Source organism: Dryocola clanedunensis, assembly GCF_038405435.1.
In the GTDB taxonomy this organism is placed as follows: Bacteria; Pseudomonadota; Gammaproteobacteria; order Enterobacterales; family Enterobacteriaceae; genus Dryocola; species Dryocola clanedunensis_A.
The window spans coordinates 88537-105336 of the sequence record NZ_JBBYHZ010000010.1 but is presented as its reverse complement, the minus strand read 5'-3'; the positions used below and the strand labels follow the sequence as shown (position 1 = coordinate 105336).

The following is a 16800-nucleotide window of genomic DNA, read 5'->3' as shown; positions in this document are numbered from 1 at the left end:
TCGCGAGATAAGGGCTTTTTACTTTGGCGCTGTCGGATGACGCTCCGCTTATCCGACCTACGAAAGACTTGTAGGGTGGATAAGCGTCATCCATCAACGAAAGCGATTTAGTGGCTGGTATCCAGCGGCTCGAAACCTTTCACCAGATCGTCAATCGCTTTGATCTGCTTGAGGAACGGCTCGAGCTTCGCCAGCGGCAGCGCGGAAGGGCCGTCGCAGCGGGCGTTGTCCGGGTCCGGGTGCGCTTCGATGAACAGACCTGCCAGGCCCGTTGCCATCCCCGCGCGCGCCAGCTCGGTAACCTGAGCACGACGACCGCTGGACGCCGCGCCAAACGGGTCACGGCACTGCAGCGCGTGGGTAACGTCGAAGATAACCGGGGAACCTTTAGAAACCTGCTTCATTACGCTGAAGCCCAGCATGTCGACGACCAGGTTGTCGTAACCGAAGTTCGCGCCACGGTCGCAGAGAATAATCTGGTCGTTGCCGCCTTCCTCGAATTTATCGACGATGTTGCCCATCTGGCCTGGGCTTACGAACTGAGGTTTCTTCACGTTGATGACCGCGCCGGTTTTCGCCATGGCTTCGACCAGGTCAGTCTGGCGAGCCAGGAACGCAGGCAGCTGGATAACGTCTACCACGTCAGCCACAGGCTGCGCCTGGCTTGCTTCGTGCACGTCAGTGATGATTTTCACGCCGAAGGTTTGCTTCAGCTCCTGGAAAATCTTCATCCCCTCTTCCAGGCCCGGGCCACGGTAAGAGTGAATGGATGAACGGTTTGCTTTATCGAACGAGGCTTTGAACACGTAAGGGATACCCAGTTTCTGGGTCACGGTCACGTAGTGCTCGCAGATGCGCATCGCAAGATCGCGCGACTCCAGCACGTTCATGCCGCCGAACAGCACAAATGGCAGGTCGTTTGCGACCTTGATATCGCCAATCTTAACCACTTTTTGTTCCATCTTTATCTCGCCTTGTTGGGAAACATGTAAAAACTTAGCATCAGTGCAGGGTAATCTGCTTATGCGAAATCGAGTTAATTTGCGCCTTGATCATTTCGCTGACCGGGTCTTCAGGGCACTGCTCAACGAAATAGCTGAGATCGCTGAGCGCCACGTGCTCGCAGTCGAGCTGGGCGTAAATCAGGCCGCGGTCGCGGATTTCGTACGGATCTTCGGGGTTGAACTGCAGCAGGGCTTCACTTGCGCGAAGCGCCAGCTCCATCTGCCGCTCTTCCATCAGGGCGGATTTCAGCGTGTCGAGCAGCTTGCGGATCACCTCGGCATTGTCGGACTCATCGAGGTCTTCTTCAAACAGCTCCGCACCCGGGCTGATGTTGCCCTTCAGCCACACTTCCAGCGTATGCTCGTCCAGGGTATCGCCGTTGAACGGGTTGATCAGCCACATTTCGCCGTCCAGCCAGTCGCCGCGCAGGATCAGCTGCGTCGGGAAGATAACCGGCATCAGCGGGATATCCAGGCTTTCGGCGATCCACAGCAGAATAGCTCCCAGCGAAACCGCGCTCCCGCGACGGTTCTTTAAGACCTGATCGAGCCACAGCGCGTCTGAAAGGCGGTAAACGCCTCCCGCATCTTTGAAGCCCCATTCGCCATAAAACAGCTCCAGCAGCTTCTCCAGCTGGAGGTCGGCATCATCTGCCTCACAGATATCTTCACGGGCCTGGCGGACCAGCTGATCCAGCTGCGCACGCACTTCCGCAACGGGAAAATCATCACGAATCACCTGCGAAACTAAAATCATACCCTCACATAACGGCGCCTGATTGAATTCAAAATCGGCTAACGGACTCATACAAACCCCAATAACGGTATTTTTGTGGTGGCGAGTTTAACGATGATGTAGAGCACCACCAGGGCCAGCAGGAAGGCAATCCACCGTAGCTGCTGGCTGCGCGGGCGTCGGCCCAGCACGATAAAACCCAAAGCGATGTAAATGATAACGCCAAACAGTTTCTCAGTCAGCCACGTCCCCTGTGGGGTGAAAGGATAAAAGTGCGTCACCATCACCAGTGCGACACCGCTGCCCAGCAAAAGGGTGTCGTTGATATGCGGCACTATGCGCACCCAGCGCCTGCCGGACATCGGGCTTTCGCGGTACTGCCACCAGTAGCGTAGTACAAACAGGCTCACCGAAATGATGACCGTTAAAATATGCAAATGCTTGAGCGCAAAGTAAGTTGCCATCGAAAGCGTTCCTTATCTTAAAAATAGCGTCCCAGTGTCAGGCGGTCGTTACCGCCGTAGTCCTGACAAGTCTCAACCTCAGCGAAACCGGCGGCACTGAACAGCTGCCGTACCTGCTGCGCCTGCTGCCAGCCATGCTCCAGCAGCAGCCAGCCGCCGGGTTCAAGATGCTGTCGGGATGACGTAATCAGCGTGTGTAAATCCGCAAGCCCGTGATTATCAGCAACCAGCGCGCTGAGCGGCTCAAAACGCACGTCGCCCTGCGCAAGATGCGGGTCCTCGCGGTCGATATAGGGCGGATTGCTGACAATAATCGAAAAACGCTGGCTATTGAGCACACTAAACCAGTCGCTTTGCAAGACCCTGATATTGGTAATGCCAAGACGATCGGCATTCTCTCGGGCAAGCTCAACGGCTTCGGGAATGAGATCCAGTGCGGTAACGGAACAGTCAGGGCGTTCGCTGGCGAGGGCAAGGGCAATCGCCCCCGTCCCCGTACCGAGATCGAGCACGGCACAAGGCTCATCGGGCATGCGGGCCAGGGCCTGCTCAACCAGACATTCGGTATCCGGGCGGGGAATAAGCGTGACGGGGGAAACGCGCAGGGGGAGCGACCAGAATTCTCGCTCCCCTACCAGATGCGCGACAGGCTCGCCGCGTAAACGACGTGACAGCAGTTCATCGAGCTGCTGTTCCTGCGCTGTCGTAAGCACCGTCTCACCAAAGGCCAGAATGAACGTGCGGGCTTTTCCAGTGATGAACCCCAGCAAAATTTCCGCGTCGCGGCGCGGACTTTCACTTTCAGTAAGCCGGGCTATCGCCTGTTTAAGCCAGTGCTGAAAATCCATTAATCCTGCTCGGAGAGCGCCGCCAGCTGGTCGGCCTGGTATTCCTGCACGATAGGCTCAATCAGCCCGTCGATTTTCCCTTCCATCACTTCGTCCAGGCGGTAGAGCGTAACGTTGATGCGGTGATCGGTCACGCGGCCCTGCGGGAAGTTGTAGGTGCGGTTGCGGTCGGAACGGTCGCCGCTGCCCAGCAGGTTACGGCGGGTTGAAGCCTCTTCCTGCTGGCGCTTGGCCATTTCCGCCGCGCGAATGCGCGAACCGAGCACGGAGAGCGCCTTCGCTTTGTTTTTATGCTGGGAACGTTCGTCCTGACATTCAACCACGATGCCGGTTGGCAGGTGGGTAATACGGATTGCGGAGTCGGTGGTGTTAACGTGCTGACCGCCCGCGCCCGAAGAGCGGAAGGTATCGATACGCAAATCGCCGGGGTTGATATCCGGCAGCTCTGCTTCCGGGATTTCCGGCATCACGGCAACGGTACAGGCGGAGGTATGAATGCGCCCCTGCGATTCCGTGGCCGGAACACGCTGTACGCGATGGCCGCCGGACTCAAACTTCAGGCGGCCGTAAACGCCCTCGCCGCTGATTTTGGCGATCACTTCTTTATAGCCGCCGTGCTCGCCTTCGTTGGCGCTCATGATTTCCACTTTCCAGCGGCGGGATTCCGCGTAGCGGCTGTACATGCGGAATAAATCACCGGCAAACAGCGCGGCTTCGTCACCGCCGGTCCCGGCGCGAACTTCCACGAACGCGTTACGCTCGTCATCCGGATCTTTTGGCAGCAGCAGGACCTGCAACTGCTGCTCTAACTCTTCGCTGGCGCTTTTCGCCTCGTTGAGCTCTTCCTGCGCCATTTCGCGCATTTCCGGATCGTCGAGCATGCTCTGTGCGGTTTCAATATCTTCCTGCACCTGGCGCCATTGCAGGAAACAACGCGAGACATCGCTCAGCTGGGCGTATTCACGGGAAAGCGCGCGAAAGCGGTCCTGATCGGCGATGGTGGTTGCGTCTCCTAGCAGGGCCTGAACTTCTTCATGGCGCTCCTGCAAGGCTTCCAGTTTGGCAACAATAGAAGGCTTCATGGGCGGTGTATCACCTTGTAATAAGAGTTGTTGTGCTAATCCAGCCCGAGGCTGTTACGAAGGATCTGCAGGCGTTCGTCATCCCCGTCACGGGCAGCCTGCGCAAGTGATTTGGTTGGTGCGTGGATCAGGCGATTGGTTAACTTCCATGCCAGATCCTGAAGTACGGTTTCGGCGTCGGCGCCCTGAGAGAGCGCGGCAAGCGCCTTGCCGGCCAGATCGTCGCGAATCAGCTCCGCCTGGCTGCGGTAATCGCGGATGGTCTCGGTTGCGCTCTGCGCGCGCAGCCAGGCCATAAATTCACTGCATTCCTGCTCGACGATCGTTTCCGCTTCCACAGCCGCAGCTTTGCGCTGGGCGAGGTTGCTCTGAATAATCGCCTGCAAATCATCAACGCTATATAAGTATGCGTTGGCAAGCTTACCCACCTCCGGCTCCACGTCGCGCGGCACGGCGATATCCACCAGCAGCATCGGCTGGTTACGGCGTGCTTTCAGGGCGCGTTCAACCATGCCTTTACCGATGATCGGCAGCGGGCTGGCGGTGGAACTGATAATGATGTCGGCGTCGCCCAGGCGTTCGTCGATATCGCTCAGGCTGATGACTTCGGCCCCCACTTCATCGGCAAGCAGCTGTGCCCGCTCGCGGGTACGGTTAGCGATAACCATCTTCTTCACGTTGTGCTCGCGCAGATGCCGGGCAACCAGCTCAATGGTTTCGCCCGCGCCGACCAGCAGCACGGTAACCGTTGAGAGCGATTCGAAGATTTGCCGGGCAAGCGTACAGGCGGCAAACGCCACGGATACGGCGCTGGCACCGATTTCGGTTTCGGTACGCACGCGTTTAGCAACGGAGAAGGATTTCTGGAACATGCGTTCCAGCTCGCTGGAAAGCGAATGGCCTTTCTGGGAATCGGCAAACGCCTTTTTCACCTGGCCTAAGATTTGCGGCTCGCCGAGCACCAGCGAATCCAGCCCGCTGGCTACGCGCATCAGATGGCTGACGGCGTGATTATCGTGGTGCCAGTATAAGCTTTTACGCACTTCCTCTTCGTTGAGGTTGTGGTAGTCGCAAAGCCAGCGCACCAGCTGTTCGTGGAGGTTATCCTGCTCTTCAACGCTCAGGTAAAGCTCGGTCCGGTTACAGGTAGACAGCACGACGCCGCCCTGCACGCTCGGCTGTTCAAGCAGGCTACCTAAAGCCTGGTCGAGCGTGTCCGGCGAAAACGTGACGCGTTCTCGCAGCGATACGGGAGCAGTTTTGTGGTTGATGCCTAGCGCTAACAGGGTCATTGAGCGGTCTGAGTAATACCGATGTTGATAAGGATTTCTGGGCGCATCATACAGGATGCGCCCCCTCAATAAAAGAGAGCCACTCCTTGTGGGGTAGCAGGCCAATTTTTGATTTAGGATAACTTGACCATAGACGCCCCGGCTGTGCGCCGCTAGCATGAACGGTTGACTACAATAACGATTTCTAAGGATTCATTGCGCTATGTTAATGCCAAAAGCCCGTCTGATGCGCCTTCTGCCCCTCGCAAGCCTGGTTCTGGCAGGGTGTGCAATCAACCAACCTACCGGTCCTGGCAAAAGCCCGGACTCGCCGCAGTGGTTACAACACCAGCAACAAGTGCAAAAAATCACCCAGTATCAGACCCGTGGCGCTTTTGCCTATCTTTCTGATAGCCAAAAAGTTTACGCGCGCTTTAACTGGCAGCAAACCGCAGCGGACAGATATCGCCTGCTGCTGACCAACCCGTTAGGCAGCACCGAGCTTGAGCTGAACGCCAAACCGGGCGAGGTGCAGTTAACCGACCGCAACGGCAAGCATTACGTTGCCGACGACGCCGAAGAGATGGTTGGCAAGCTGACCGGGATGCCTATCCCGCTTAACAGCCTGCGCCAGTGGATGCTTGGCCTGCCGGGCGAAGCGACAGACTACAAGCTGGACAGCCAGTATCGCCTGAGCGAAGTCAACTACACCCAGGACGGCAAAACCTGGAAAGTGGTTTATAACGACTACGACGATAAAGTGCAGCCGTCCCTGCCGTCGAATATGGAACTGCGCGAAGGCGACCAGCGCATCAAGCTGAAAATGGATAACTGGACCGTTAAATAATGCAGACCCGCTGGCCGTCCCCGGCAAAACTGAATCTTTTCCTGTATATCACCGGCCGTCGTGAAGATGGCTACCATAATCTGCAGACGCTGTTTCAGTTTCTTGATTATGGCGACACCATCACCATCGAGCCGCGCCGCGACGGGGTAATAAACCTGCTGACGCCGATAGAAGGCGTCCCGGACGAAGAGAATCTAATCGTTCGCGCAGCCCGTCTGTTACAGAGGGAAGCCCTGCGCCTGGGCACGCTGCCCGAAGGGGCCGGGGCTGATTTAGGCATTGAAAAACGCCTGCCGATGGGCGGAGGACTGGGTGGAGGCTCTTCCAATGCGGCAACGGTGCTGGTTGCGCTGAACCATTTATGGCAAAACGGCCTGAGCGAAGACCAGCTTGCGGAGCTGGGCATCACGCTTGGGGCGGACGTCCCGGTGTTTGTGCGGGGTCATGCGGCCTTTGCTGAGGGCGTCGGGGAGAAGCTGACCCCCGTTAATCCAGAAGAAAAATGGTATCTGGTTGCCCACCCCGGCGTGAGCATTCCTACGCCCGTTATCTTCAAAGATCCCGAGCTGCCCAGAAATACGCCGAGCCGCCCTGTCGAAACGTTACTAAAATGTGAATTTAGTAATGATTGTGAGCTTATCGCAAGAAAACGATTTCGTAAGGTTGATGAGCTGCTTTCCTGGCTGTTAGAATACGCGCCGTCGCGCCTGACTGGCACCGGCGCTTGTGTGTTTGCTGAATTTAACACTGAGTCCGCAGCCCGCCAGGTGCTTGAGCAAGCCCCGGAATGGCTGCACGGGTTTGTTGCGCGAGGCGTCAATCTCTCCCCGCTGCACCAGGCCATATCCGGGCAAGCTGAGTATTGGTGACAACGTCACCTCGTTTCAGACGTTGCATCAAGCTCTTTATACACCGCCTGGATGGGTGTTGCCCCACCCTTACCTGCCGCATCGTTGCGGTAGCATCCATCCGCCACTGGACGCATGCCTGAGGTTTTTCTCGTGCCTGATATGAAGCTTTTTGCTGGTAACGCCACCCCGGAACTAGCACAACGTATTGCCAACCGCCTGTACACCTCTCTTGGTGACGCCGCCGTCGGTCGTTTTAGCGACGGTGAAGTAAGCGTACAAATCAACGAAAATGTACGCGGTGGTGATATTTTCATCATCCAGTCCACCTGTGCTCCCACCAATGACAACCTGATGGAACTCGTTGTTATGGTCGACGCCCTGCGCCGCGCCTCTGCAGGTCGTATCACCGCTGTTATCCCTTACTTTGGTTACGCTCGTCAGGACCGCCGCGTGCGTTCTGCTCGTGTGCCAATCACGGCAAAGGTTGTCGCTGACTTCCTTTCAAGCGTTGGGGTTGACCGTGTTCTTACCGTGGACCTGCACGCAGAACAGATTCAGGGCTTCTTCGATGTGCCGGTAGACAACGTCTTCGGCAGCCCAATCCTGCTGGAAGATATGCTGCAGATCGGCCTGGAAAACCCAATCGTGGTTTCCCCGGACATCGGCGGCGTAGTGCGTGCCCGCGCTATCGCTAAGCTGCTGAACGATACCGACATGGCTATCATCGACAAACGTCGTCCACGCGCTAACGTCTCTCAGGTGATGCACATCATCGGTGATGTGAGCGGCCGTGACTGCGTGCTGGTTGACGATATGATCGATACCGGCGGCACCCTGTGCAAAGCAGCGGAAGCGCTGAAAGAGCGCGGCGCAAAACGTGTATTCGCTTATGCCACTCACCCAATCTTCTCCGGCAACGCGGTTCACAACCTGCGTAACTCCGTCATTGATGAAGTGATTGTCTGCGATACCATCCCGCTGTCTGATGAAATCAAAGCGCTGCCTAACGTCCGCACCCTGACCCTGTCCGGAATGCTGGCCGAAGCTATCCGCCGTATCAGTAACGAAGAATCAATCTCTGCGATGTTCGAACACTAATCGGACCCGCTTAAAAAACCCGCTCCGGCGGGTTTTTTCGTTTTACCGGCCCCTATTGTTAAGCACAGCCTCCTTCACCTGCCTTTATGACAGATGATGCGCTCACGGATGAATCAAGTGAAAAACGTATCTTCTCGAGTTTTGCCTTTCCGCGCCCTGATTGACGCCTGCTGGCGCGAAAAATACACCCTTTCCCGTTTTACCCGCGACGCTATCGCCGGTGTCACCGTTGGGATCATCGCTATCCCGTTAGCCATGGCGCTCGCTATCGGCAGCGGCGTGGCCCCGCAGTATGGCCTCTACACGGCAGCCGTCGCCGGAATTGTCATTGCGCTCAGCGGTGGCTCCCGCTTCAGCGTCTCCGGCCCAACCGCCGCCTTTGTGGTTATCCTCTATCCCGTCGCCCAGCAGTTTGGCTTAGCGGGCCTGCTTGTTGCCACGCTGATGTCCGGGGTATTCCTGATCCTCTTCGGGCTGGCGCGGTTTGGCCGCCTGATCGAATACATTCCGCTGCCGGTGACCCTCGGCTTCACGTCGGGAATTGGCATCACCATTGCCACCATGCAGATCAAGGATTTCTTCGGTCTGCAGCTTGAGCACGTGCCGGAACACTACCTCAATAAAGTCGCCGCGCTGGCGATGGCGATGCCAACTCTGAATATTGCCGACGCCGCGACTGGCATCGTGACGCTTGCCGTTTTGATCCTCTGGCCGCGCCTGGGTATCCGCCTGCCGGGCCACCTTCCCGCGCTGCTGGCGGGCTGTGCCGTGATGGGCGTGATGCATCTTGCCGGATGGGACGTGGCGACTATCGGCTCCCGCTTCCATTACCTGCTGGCAGACGGCACCCAGGGCAACGGTATTCCGCAGCTGCTGCCGCAGCTGATGCTGCCGTGGAATATCCCGCACTCCAGCTTTACGCTGAGCTGGGATTCACTGACCGCCCTGCTTCCCGCCGCCTTTTCAATGGCGATGCTCGGGGCCATTGAGTCCCTGCTGTGCGCCGTCGTGCTGGACGGGATGACGGATACCAGGCATAACGCTAACGGCGAGCTTATCGGCCAGGGGCTGGGTAACCTGATCGCCCCGTTCTTTGGTGGGATCACCGCCACTGCTGCAATTGCGCGTTCTGCGGCTAACGTCCGCGCGGGCGCGACGTCTCCCGTTGCCGCCATCATCCATTCGCTGCTGGTGATCATGGCGCTGCTGGTGCTGGCCCCGCTGCTGTCGTGGCTGCCGCTGTCGGCTATGGCCGCGCTGCTGCTGATGGTGGCGTGGAACATGAGCGAAGCGCACAAGGTAGTGGATCTGCTCAGGCGCGCGCCGAAAGATGACATCATCGTCATGCTGATGTGCCTGTCGCTGACCGTACTCTTTGATATGGTCATTGCGATTAGCGTGGGCATTGTGCTGGCGTCGCTGCTGTTTATGCGCCGCATCGCCCGGCTGACCAGGCTGGCTCCGCTGAATATCACCGCGCCGCAAGGCGTGCTGGCGCTGAGGGTTACCGGGCCGCTGTTCTTTGCCGCCGCAGAAGGGTTGTTCAGCCAGCTGGCCCAGCGGGTTGAGCAAAACCATCTGATTATTCTGCAGTGGGATGCCGTGCCGGTGCTGGACGCGGGCGGGCTGGATGCGTTTATGCGTTTTGTGGCAAAGCTGCCGGAGGGCTGCGAGCTGCGGGTAACGAATCTTGAGTTCCAGCCGCTGAAAACGCTGGCTCGCGCGGGGGTGAAACCAATCCCCGGCAGGCTAACCTTCTTCCCTGACGTACAGGCCGCGCTGGGGGAATGACACAAAAAAGCTCAGCAATTTAGCTGAGCTTTTTTTAATTCCGCTTACTACTTAACTGTGGCGATGCTGCTCGTCGCGGCGGCAGCGTTTGTCATAATGGCGTATCCACCAGTAGCGGTCGCAGACCTGTTCACGTCCGCCCGCGCGCGCGCCGGCAAGCCAGAGCACCGCGCCGACAAAGATGCTAAGCACGGCTCCGTGGGCGAAGATCTGTGGGAAATTGAACTGAGGCAACTGGTTCAGAATGGAGTAACCAACGCCACCCACCATGACGAACAACCCCAACCCCATGAGAATATTACCGAGTAACGAAGCGTTTCTGCGTTTCATGTGTCACCTCCGGATGGATCCTGGGTCGGCGGGGAATATCCCCTCTCCTTGTGTGTAAAGTATAGACAACACTGCCGCTTGCTATATGCGATAGCGATCGCAATTACGAATGAAATTATGACAAAAATTTACAAATAAGCTGCTGAATAGCATGAAATTCTAATTGTTCAGGGACTGAACTATTCATTAATTAAGCCAGCCGCGCATTGCGCTTTGTCATCACGGCGGCGGCGCAGTAAACTACGCGGCTTGAGTCTGCTTTCAGGAAAGAAAACGTGAGTATTAAATTGATTGTCGGCCTGGCCAATCCGGGTGCGGAATACGCGGCAACCCGCCACAACGCCGGGGCCTGGTATGTTGATCTGCTGGCCGAACGCCATAACCAGTCGCTGAAAGAAGAAGCGAAGTTTTTTGGCTACACCGCGCGCATTAGCCTGGCCGGTGAGGACGTTCGCCTGCTGGTGCCAACCACGTTTATGAACCTGAGCGGCAAAGCGGTCAGCGCGATGGCGACCTTCTTCCGCATCGCGCCGGACGAAATCCTCGTTGCCCACGACGAGCTGGATCTGCCGCCGGGCGTGGCAAAATTTAAGCTCGGTGGCGGCCACGGCGGCCATAACGGCCTGAAAGACATTATTAACAAACTGGGCAATAACCCGAACTTTCACCGCTTACGGCTGGGAATTGGCCATCCGGGCGATAAAAACAAAGTTGTCGGCTTTGTGCTGGGCAAGCCGCCGGTCAGCGAGCAGAAGCTTATCGATGACGCGGTAGACGAAGCGGCACGCTGCACGGAAGTCTGGCTGAAAGAAGGCCTGACCAAGGCGACCAACCGCCTGCACGCTTTTAAAGCTCAGTAAGGCTGCGCGCCCCGGGCCGCGCCATTTCCACGCACCTTTAAAACAGTTTAGGTGTATAATAGGCAAAGTTATTTCCATTTTTTCATTGAGTTAACATTAACTCATTGATATCAAAGCTATTAAGGTGATTTAAACCATGGGATTCAAATGCGGTATCGTCGGCTTGCCGAACGTCGGTAAATCCACCCTGTTCAACGCGCTCACCAAGGCGGGAATTGAAGCAGCAAACTTCCCGTTCTGTACCATTGAGCCGAACACCGGCGTGGTGCCGATGCCGGACCCACGCCTGGACAAGCTGGCCGAAATCGTAAAACCTCAGCGTATCCTGCCTACCACTATGGAATTCGTGGATATCGCCGGCCTGGTAAAAGGCGCGTCTAAAGGTGAAGGCCTGGGCAACCAGTTCCTGACCAACATCCGTGAAACCGAAGCTATCGGCCACGTGGTGCGCTGCTTCGAGAATGACAACATCATTCACGTGAACAACAAGGTTGACCCGGCGGACGACATCGAGGTGATCAACACCGAGCTGGCCCTCTCCGACCTGGACACCTGTGAACGCGCTATGCACCGCATTCAGAAGAAAGCTAAGGGCGGCGACAAAGACGCAAAAGCCGAGCTGGCCGCGCTGGAGAAATGCCTGCCACAGCTGGAAAACGCCGGTATGCTGCGCGCGCTGAACCTGAGCGAAGAAGACAAAGCGGCAATCAAATACCTGAGCTTCCTGACCCTGAAGCCAACCATGTACATCGCCAACGTCAATGAAGACGGCTACGAGAACAACCCGTACCTGGACAAAGTCCGTGAAATCGCGGCGGCCGAAGGCTCCGTGGTGGTGGCGGTTTGCGCAGCGGTTGAGTCTGATATCGCCGAGCTGGACGACGCCGACCGTGACGAGTTCATGGCCGAAATGGGTCTGGAAGAGCCGGGCCTGAACCGCGTAATCCGCGCCGGTTACGAACTGCTGAACCTGCAAACCTATTTCACCGCTGGCGTAAAAGAAGTCCGCGCATGGACAATCCCGGTTGGCGCCACCGCGCCGCAGGCGGCAGGTAAGATCCACACCGACTTCGAAAAAGGCTTCATCCGCGCGCAAACCATCGCGTACGAAGACTTTATCACCTACAAAGGTGAGCAAGGCGCGAAGGAAGCAGGCAAGATGCGTGCGGAAGGCAAAGACTACATCGTGAAAGATGGCGACGTGATGAACTTCCTGTTCAACGTCTAATCCTCTTTCCCGTTACGAAAAATCCACGCTCAGGCGTGGATTTTTTTATGGCTGAAAAGCTAATTTCGCCAGAAGCCCGGGGATGGCATAAACTGATCTGCCTGAGTAAACTCCAACGACAAAAGGCAGGCCAACAGCATGTCCGAAAATAACTATCAGCCACCGAAAGTGTGGACCTGGAACAAATCCGAAGCCGGGCAGTTTTCCAATATCAACCGTCCGGTCGCCGGACCAACGCATGAAAAAACGCTGCCGGTCGGTAAACATCCGCTGCAGCTCTATTCCCTCGGTACGCCAAACGGCCAGAAAGTGACGATTCTGCTTGAAGAGCTGCTGGCGCTCGGCGTCAGCGGAGCGGAGTACGACGCGCACTTAATCCGTATTGGCGAAGGCGATCAGTTCTCCAGCGGGTTCGTGGAAGTAAATCCTAACTCGAAGATTCCGGCGCTGCTTGATAACTCGGCCACCCCGCCGGTTCGCGTCTTCGAGTCCGGTTCGATTCTGCTCTATCTGGCCGAGAAGTTCGGACACTTCCTGCCGAAAGACGCTGCCGCCCGCACCGAGACGCTGAACTGGCTGTTCTGGCTGCAGGGCTCCGCGCCTTATCTGGGCGGCGGTTTCGGCCACTTCTTCCACTACGCGCCGGTGAAAATCGAATACGCCATCAACCGCTTTGCAATGGAAACCAAGCGCCAGCTAGACGTGCTGGATCGCCAGCTGGCCGACCACCGCTTTATTGCGGGCGATGAGTATTCCATTGCGGATATGGCAATCTGGCCGTGGTACGGCGCGCTGGCAAAAGGCGGCCTGTATGATTCAGCGGAATTCCTCGACGTCGCCTCATATAAGCACTTCCAGCGCTGGGCGGACGAAGTGGCAACCCGCCCGGCAGTGAAGCGAGGACGCATGGTTAACCGCACCTGGGGTGAACCTTCAGAGCAGCTGCACGAACGCCACGACGCTTCGGATTTTGAACTGCGTGCCCAGGATAAACTGGCCTGACAGAAAAGGGCCTCCTGGCAGAGGCCCTACTTTGGTGGATGGCGCTTGCGCTTATCCCCCCTACAAACCCCAAAACCAGCAGGTCGGTCAACAACGGTGGATGGCGCTGAGGCTATTTATTCATTCTCTGCAGCTGTATCTGATCGGCCTGCTTTGCCTGCTCCGCCAGCGCTTTAAACTGTGGCGGCGTATAAAAACCGTCCGGCGCTTTCAGCCCCTTCATCTTGCTGCCTTTATGGATTTGTAACTCCCCGAGGCTGCTCAGCGTCATGCCAGCCACCGTCGCGGGCATCACCAGCCGGTAGCGTTCCGCCTGCTCGAATGGGACCTCCGTTGGCAGGCGGTTTTCGCTCAGATCGTAATTGCGGTTCAGCACCAGGAATTTATCCGGCACACGGCGCTTGCTGTTCCACCAGTCGCCGTCCAGGTCGCGGAACTCTTTTTCGGTCTCTTCTTTGTTTACCGCCCCTAGCTGTATCAGCGCAGAGTGCAGAGCTTTATCCATCGCGCGATCGTAGGCTTCAACGGAACCGGCCTGGCCCTGCAAAATCACATTGATTGCCAGACGTGCGCCGAGCAGGTTGGAGTAAAGATCTTCCGGCGAGAAAGCGGAGATCTCTTCAGAGAAACCGGGGACGGACTGGAAGCCGTACCACTGGGCAACTTCATGCCACTGGGCCATCTGAAATGCCAGGTGGCCCGCCAGCCATGCGGCGAGGCTGTAACGCTCCGCCATCGCGGCTGGCGGGGTAAAAGCTTGCAGCTGGATACGCCGCAGGCCAAGCTCTTCGCTGAAGAATATTCGCTGGTCCTGGCCCAGCAGCGCATGGATTTGCGAGAAGAGATAGAGCGTGTTGTCGGCGGTATCGCGCACGTGGGCAATATCAATAAAACCGCCACGGTGGGTGTAGATAAGGCCGCTTTTCTCGTCGCTTAGGCCGACGATATTTTTAACCGCCCCAAACGCGCTGTCGTTGTAGTGGTGGTGGCCGAGGGTCGATACCGTCAGGACGTTGCCAATCTGGTAGATCGGAATAGGCACGCCGATTGCCCGAACGTGCAGGTCATAGCCGAACGCGCAGCAGGGGCGCAAGGACTCCGGCGGGGTAAGGTTTTCCACTACCGGCCAGGCGCGCCTCGCCTGTTCGATGGGTAAAATATCCGCAACGGGCGGTTGAGCGCCGTAGCTTAAGGTTGTGATGCCAAGCAGCAGTGTGAAAAGCCATACCCGCATTAAAATGCCTCCGCGACCTGGAAGTAAAATCCGGCGCTCTCTTTCCCAAATCCTAAATCAAGACGAATGTTCATGTCTGGTTTTACCTCGAAGCGGTAGCCGACGCCCGTGGTTGGCAGCGGCGCGTTATCCAGCAGATCGCCCGTGCTGCCTCCCAGCGCACCCATTCCCAGCCAGAGCACGTAGCCATTTCGCCAGTCGAGCTTTTTGCGGTATTCCAGCTGGGTGCTGACCACGTCTTTATCGCGATAGCGCCCCTGGTAGTAGCCCCGCATGCGCTTGTCGTCCCCGAGTTCAGACAGGCGATCCCACGGCACATCCCCACGAGAAAAACGTCCCCACAGGTCGAACGCCAGTACGTCCTCCTCGTTCAGGGGATGGTAATAATTATATTGCAGCTGCAGAACGGTAAAGTGATTATCCGAGCCGAGAGAGGGGTCGAAGTTGCTGTATTCGGCGCTGAAAAATTGCCCGCGCCGTGGCCGGGTGATGACATCACGCGAATCATAATTAAGCGTTGCCGTTACGCCCGAGCTTTTGGAGTCTTTGACCGCGCCGTAACGGGTGAAGTTATCGCCCGGATGCGTATCTTCCAGCTCGGTTGCGTGCATTGTTGAATAGTCCCAGCCCACGCCTGCGTAGAGGTTATCAACGATCTGACGCATGATTTGCGGATGCACGCTGACGGACTGGTCCGTGTATTTTTGTTCGTTCCCCTGCGCGGCGTCGTAGCCGATACCCCAGAATCCCGTTGGGATATTCGCCAGCGAGCCGTCGACAAACATGCGCCATTTGTCACCGCTGAAGAAGGTGTAAGACTTCATGCCCACGCCAAGCGCACCGCTGCTGCTGACAAACCCGGTGAATGAAATCGAGGAGTTTTGCGTGGTTTTATCATTAGGGTCGACGCGGTAAACCCCGGCAATCGCCGCGCCGAGGCCAAGTTTTAACTCGGGGGTATAAAACGGGCCGGGCAGCACGCTCCAGTTGATCCCCTTACTGGCGTCATACTGATTGTCCGCGCCCAGCTTGCCGAGAAAACCGTCAATTTCTTCTCGGCTCACGCCCCGGGCACTTTGCGAAACGGACAGCAGGCTCAGCACAGCAAAGAACAACGTTCCATATCTGTTCATCAGAATCGATATTCGCCCGCCACGAAGAAGCTGTTGCGCTCGTTAAAGCCAATCTCGGTCAGCACGTTAAAGTTTTGCGTAATTTCATACTGTGCGCCAAGCAGCGTGTTCCACGGCGACGTGAGGTGCTGCTTCACGTCGAAGCGGCCCTGATCGTCCTTGTTCACCGTGTTGATCAGCGGCTGAAGCTGAGCGGGCATATGCAGATCGGACAGGCTGCCCCGGAACTCCTGCTGCACGTCCTGGTACATCGCCCCCACCCACAGGCTCAGGTGCGATGGCCCTGAAATCCCCTGAAGCTCAAAGCGATAGCCAACGCGCGGCGAGACGGTCAGCGCAGAGATCTCGCCATCCAGAATATCGAAATCCGTCCGGGTGTAGTTGGTGTCTACCAGGCCGAACCAGTTTTTATAGCCACCGGCGAGGGTAAAACCGGCCCCGTAGGTCTGGCCTTTGAAATCCAGCTGGAAGTCGATATCTTTCAGGTCGCCGCTGCGATTCAGGTTATGCACCGAGGAGGCGATAATGCGGTCGATACCCGTATATAAAGAAGGATCGGCATCTACCGAAACGTTAGATACGGATGAGCCCTTGGTGTAGCCAATCAGACCGTAGACGTTAAGGAAGGGAAAGACCCACATGTCCAGACGCAGGTTCTCCGTCTTGCTGCGCTCGCGGGTGCTGCCGACGTCAATATTGAACATATCGGTCGGGATCGCGTGCGTACCAAGCTTCAGGCCGGAAAAAGTAATGCTGTCGACGTCAACGTTCTGACGCATATTCATGTAGCTGAGATTTACCCCAAACGGCAGCGGGATGGAGTAGCCGCGCGCGCGGGCCTCATCTCCCCAGATTGGAAATGTGCTGCTCTCTGAGTTCGCCTCTGTGTCAGCCGCCGCCAGCGCATGCCCGGATAACAGCAGCAGCGGCAGTGCAAGCATCCGGTACTGCTGTTTACCCATAAATATCGTCTTCATCCAAACCCTCTCGAAACTGCGCCCACGCGGACGAACAGCTCATG

Annotated in this window: 17 protein-coding genes; 7 read left to right on the top strand and 10 right to left on the bottom strand. The window is 57.1% G+C overall.

Annotated features, from left to right (window positions below; all coding sequences use genetic code 11):
- Positions 1 to 107: 107 nt before the first annotated feature.
- The 6 genes from kdsA to hemA are packed head-to-tail and all read right to left on the bottom strand — an operon-like array spanning position 108 to position 5426.
- The gene (kdsA, locus tag AAE045_RS18710; RefSeq protein WP_455427894.1) at positions 108 to 962 is read right to left on the bottom strand and encodes a 3-deoxy-8-phosphooctulonate synthase; all 855 of its coding nucleotides are present in this window, start codon (positions 960 to 962) and stop codon (positions 108 to 110) included.
- A 40-nt stretch (positions 963 to 1002) separates the two neighbouring features.
- Positions 1003 to 1812 (bottom strand): invasion regulator SirB1, encoded by an 810-nt coding sequence (sirB1, locus tag AAE045_RS18705; RefSeq protein WP_455548993.1) that lies wholly within the window; start codon positions 1810 to 1812, stop codon positions 1003 to 1005.
- Positions 1809 to 2204: a SirB2 family protein gene (locus AAE045_RS18700; RefSeq protein WP_455548992.1), complete on the bottom strand. Its 396-nt coding sequence runs from the start codon at positions 2202 to 2204 to the stop codon at positions 1809 to 1811. Before AAE045_RS18700 ends, sirB1 begins: the two co-directional genes overlap by 4 nt.
- Before the next feature lie 17 nt (positions 2205 to 2221).
- The gene (gene prmC / locus AAE045_RS18695; protein ID WP_455548991.1) at positions 2222 to 3052 is read right to left on the bottom strand and encodes a peptide chain release factor N(5)-glutamine methyltransferase; all 831 of its coding nucleotides are present in this window, start codon (positions 3050 to 3052) and stop codon (positions 2222 to 2224) included.
- Positions 3052 to 4134, bottom strand: a complete 1083-nt coding sequence (gene prfA / locus AAE045_RS18690; RefSeq protein WP_455427890.1) for a peptide chain release factor 1 — start codon at positions 4132 to 4134, stop codon at positions 3052 to 3054. Before prfA ends, prmC begins: the two co-directional genes overlap by 1 nt.
- 35 nt (positions 4135 to 4169) lie before the next feature.
- Entirely contained in the window at positions 4170 to 5426 is a 1257-nt protein-coding gene (gene hemA, locus AAE045_RS18685) for a glutamyl-tRNA reductase (RefSeq protein ID WP_455548990.1), read from the bottom strand.
- Between the two features lie 202 nt (positions 5427 to 5628).
- On the opposite strand from hemA, the gene lolB reads away from it, so the two are divergent.
- From lolB to dauA, 4 genes are all read left to right on the top strand, one after another.
- Positions 5629 to 6252: a lipoprotein insertase outer membrane protein LolB gene (gene lolB, locus AAE045_RS18680; RefSeq protein ID WP_455548989.1), complete on the top strand. Its 624-nt coding sequence runs from the start codon at positions 5629 to 5631 to the stop codon at positions 6250 to 6252.
- Positions 6252 to 7121: a 4-(cytidine 5'-diphospho)-2-C-methyl-D-erythritol kinase gene (ispE, locus tag AAE045_RS18675; protein WP_455548988.1), complete on the top strand. Its 870-nt coding sequence runs from the start codon at positions 6252 to 6254 to the stop codon at positions 7119 to 7121. The genes lolB and ispE overlap by 1 nt, the downstream gene beginning before the upstream one ends.
- Before the next feature lie 132 nt (positions 7122 to 7253).
- Positions 7254 to 8201, top strand: coding sequence for a ribose-phosphate diphosphokinase (prs, locus tag AAE045_RS18670; RefSeq protein WP_008454180.1), 948 nt, complete (start codon positions 7254 to 7256; stop codon positions 8199 to 8201).
- Positions 8202 to 8318: 117 nt separating this feature from the next.
- On the top strand, positions 8319 to 9992 hold the full coding sequence (dauA, locus tag AAE045_RS18665) for a C4-dicarboxylic acid transporter DauA (RefSeq protein ID WP_455548987.1): 1674 nt from the start codon (positions 8319 to 8321) through the stop codon (positions 9990 to 9992).
- A 51-nt stretch (positions 9993 to 10043) separates the two neighbouring features.
- On the opposite strand, the gene ychH is transcribed toward dauA, so the two are convergent.
- Positions 10044 to 10322 (bottom strand): stress-induced protein YchH, encoded by a 279-nt coding sequence (ychH, locus tag AAE045_RS18660; protein WP_202300528.1) that lies wholly within the window; start codon positions 10320 to 10322, stop codon positions 10044 to 10046.
- A gap of 275 nt (positions 10323 to 10597) precedes the next feature.
- Here ychH and pth point away from each other — a divergent pair, with 275 nt between their 5' ends.
- From pth to yghU, 3 genes are all read left to right on the top strand, one after another.
- Positions 10598 to 11182, top strand: a complete 585-nt coding sequence (pth, locus tag AAE045_RS18655) for an aminoacyl-tRNA hydrolase (RefSeq protein WP_455548986.1) — start codon at positions 10598 to 10600, stop codon at positions 11180 to 11182.
- A 136-nt stretch (positions 11183 to 11318) separates the two neighbouring features.
- Positions 11319 to 12410 carry a redox-regulated ATPase YchF gene (gene ychF, locus AAE045_RS18650; RefSeq protein ID WP_202300532.1) on the top strand — a complete coding sequence of 364 codons (1092 nt, stop codon included), beginning with the start codon at positions 11319 to 11321 and terminating at the stop codon, positions 12408 to 12410.
- Between the two features lie 138 nt (positions 12411 to 12548).
- On the top strand, positions 12549 to 13412 hold the full coding sequence (yghU, locus tag AAE045_RS18645) for a glutathione-dependent disulfide-bond oxidoreductase (RefSeq protein ID WP_455548985.1): 864 nt from the start codon (positions 12549 to 12551) through the stop codon (positions 13410 to 13412).
- A 112-nt stretch (positions 13413 to 13524) separates the two neighbouring features.
- Here yghU and AAE045_RS18640 read toward each other — a convergent pair whose 3' ends face one another.
- From AAE045_RS18640 to AAE045_RS18630, 3 genes are read right to left on the bottom strand one after another with little or no spacing between them, the layout of a single operon-like run.
- On the bottom strand, positions 13525 to 14646 hold the full coding sequence (locus tag AAE045_RS18640) for a DUF4056 domain-containing protein (protein ID WP_455548984.1): 1122 nt from the start codon (positions 14644 to 14646) through the stop codon (positions 13525 to 13527).
- Complete coding sequence (locus AAE045_RS18635; RefSeq protein WP_455548983.1) at positions 14646 to 15779, bottom strand: BamA/TamA family outer membrane protein; 1134 nt, start codon at positions 15777 to 15779, stop codon at positions 14646 to 14648. Before AAE045_RS18635 ends, AAE045_RS18640 begins: the two co-directional genes overlap by 1 nt.
- The gene (locus tag AAE045_RS18630; protein ID WP_455548982.1) at positions 15779 to 16756 is read right to left on the bottom strand and encodes a hypothetical protein; all 978 of its coding nucleotides are present in this window, start codon (positions 16754 to 16756) and stop codon (positions 15779 to 15781) included. Before AAE045_RS18630 ends, AAE045_RS18635 begins: the two co-directional genes overlap by 1 nt.
- Between the last annotated feature and the right edge of the window lie 44 nt (positions 16757 to 16800).

Bases quoted from the DNA above. Each gene is read 5' to 3' on its own strand.
- prmC (WP_455548991.1), bottom strand. From the start codon at position 3,052: ATGGATTTTCAGCACTGGCTTAAACAGGCGATAGCCCGGCTTACTGAA.
- AAE045_RS18700 (WP_455548992.1), bottom strand. From the start codon at position 2,204: ATGGCAACTTACTTTGCGCTCAAGCATTTGCATATTTTAACGGTCATC.
- kdsA (WP_455427894.1), bottom strand. From the start codon at position 962: ATGGAACAAAAAGTGGTTAAGATTGGCGATATCAAGGTCGCAAACGAC.
- lolB (WP_455548989.1), top strand. From the start codon at position 5,629: ATGTTAATGCCAAAAGCCCGTCTGATGCGCCTTCTGCCCCTCGCAAGC.
- AAE045_RS18635 (WP_455548983.1), bottom strand. From the start codon at position 15,779: ATGAACAGATATGGAACGTTGTTCTTTGCTGTGCTGAGCCTGCTGTCC.
- ispE (WP_455548988.1), top strand. From the start codon at position 6,252: ATGCAGACCCGCTGGCCGTCCCCGGCAAAACTGAATCTTTTCCTGTAT.
- hemA (WP_455548990.1), bottom strand. From the start codon at position 5,426: ATGACCCTGTTAGCGCTAGGCATCAACCACAAAACTGCTCCCGTATCG.
- AAE045_RS18630 (WP_455548982.1), bottom strand. From the start codon at position 16,756: ATGAAGACGATATTTATGGGTAAACAGCAGTACCGGATGCTTGCACTG.
- yghU (WP_455548985.1), top strand. From the start codon at position 12,549: ATGTCCGAAAATAACTATCAGCCACCGAAAGTGTGGACCTGGAACAAA.
- AAE045_RS18640 (WP_455548984.1), bottom strand. From the start codon at position 14,646: ATGCGGGTATGGCTTTTCACACTGCTGCTTGGCATCACAACCTTAAGC.
- ychF (WP_202300532.1), top strand. From the start codon at position 11,319: ATGGGATTCAAATGCGGTATCGTCGGCTTGCCGAACGTCGGTAAATCC.
- sirB1 (WP_455548993.1), bottom strand. From the start codon at position 1,812: ATGAGTCCGTTAGCCGATTTTGAATTCAATCAGGCGCCGTTATGTGAG.
- prfA (WP_455427890.1), bottom strand. From the start codon at position 4,134: ATGAAGCCTTCTATTGTTGCCAAACTGGAAGCCTTGCAGGAGCGCCAT.
- ychH (WP_202300528.1), bottom strand. From the start codon at position 10,322: ATGAAACGCAGAAACGCTTCGTTACTCGGTAATATTCTCATGGGGTTG.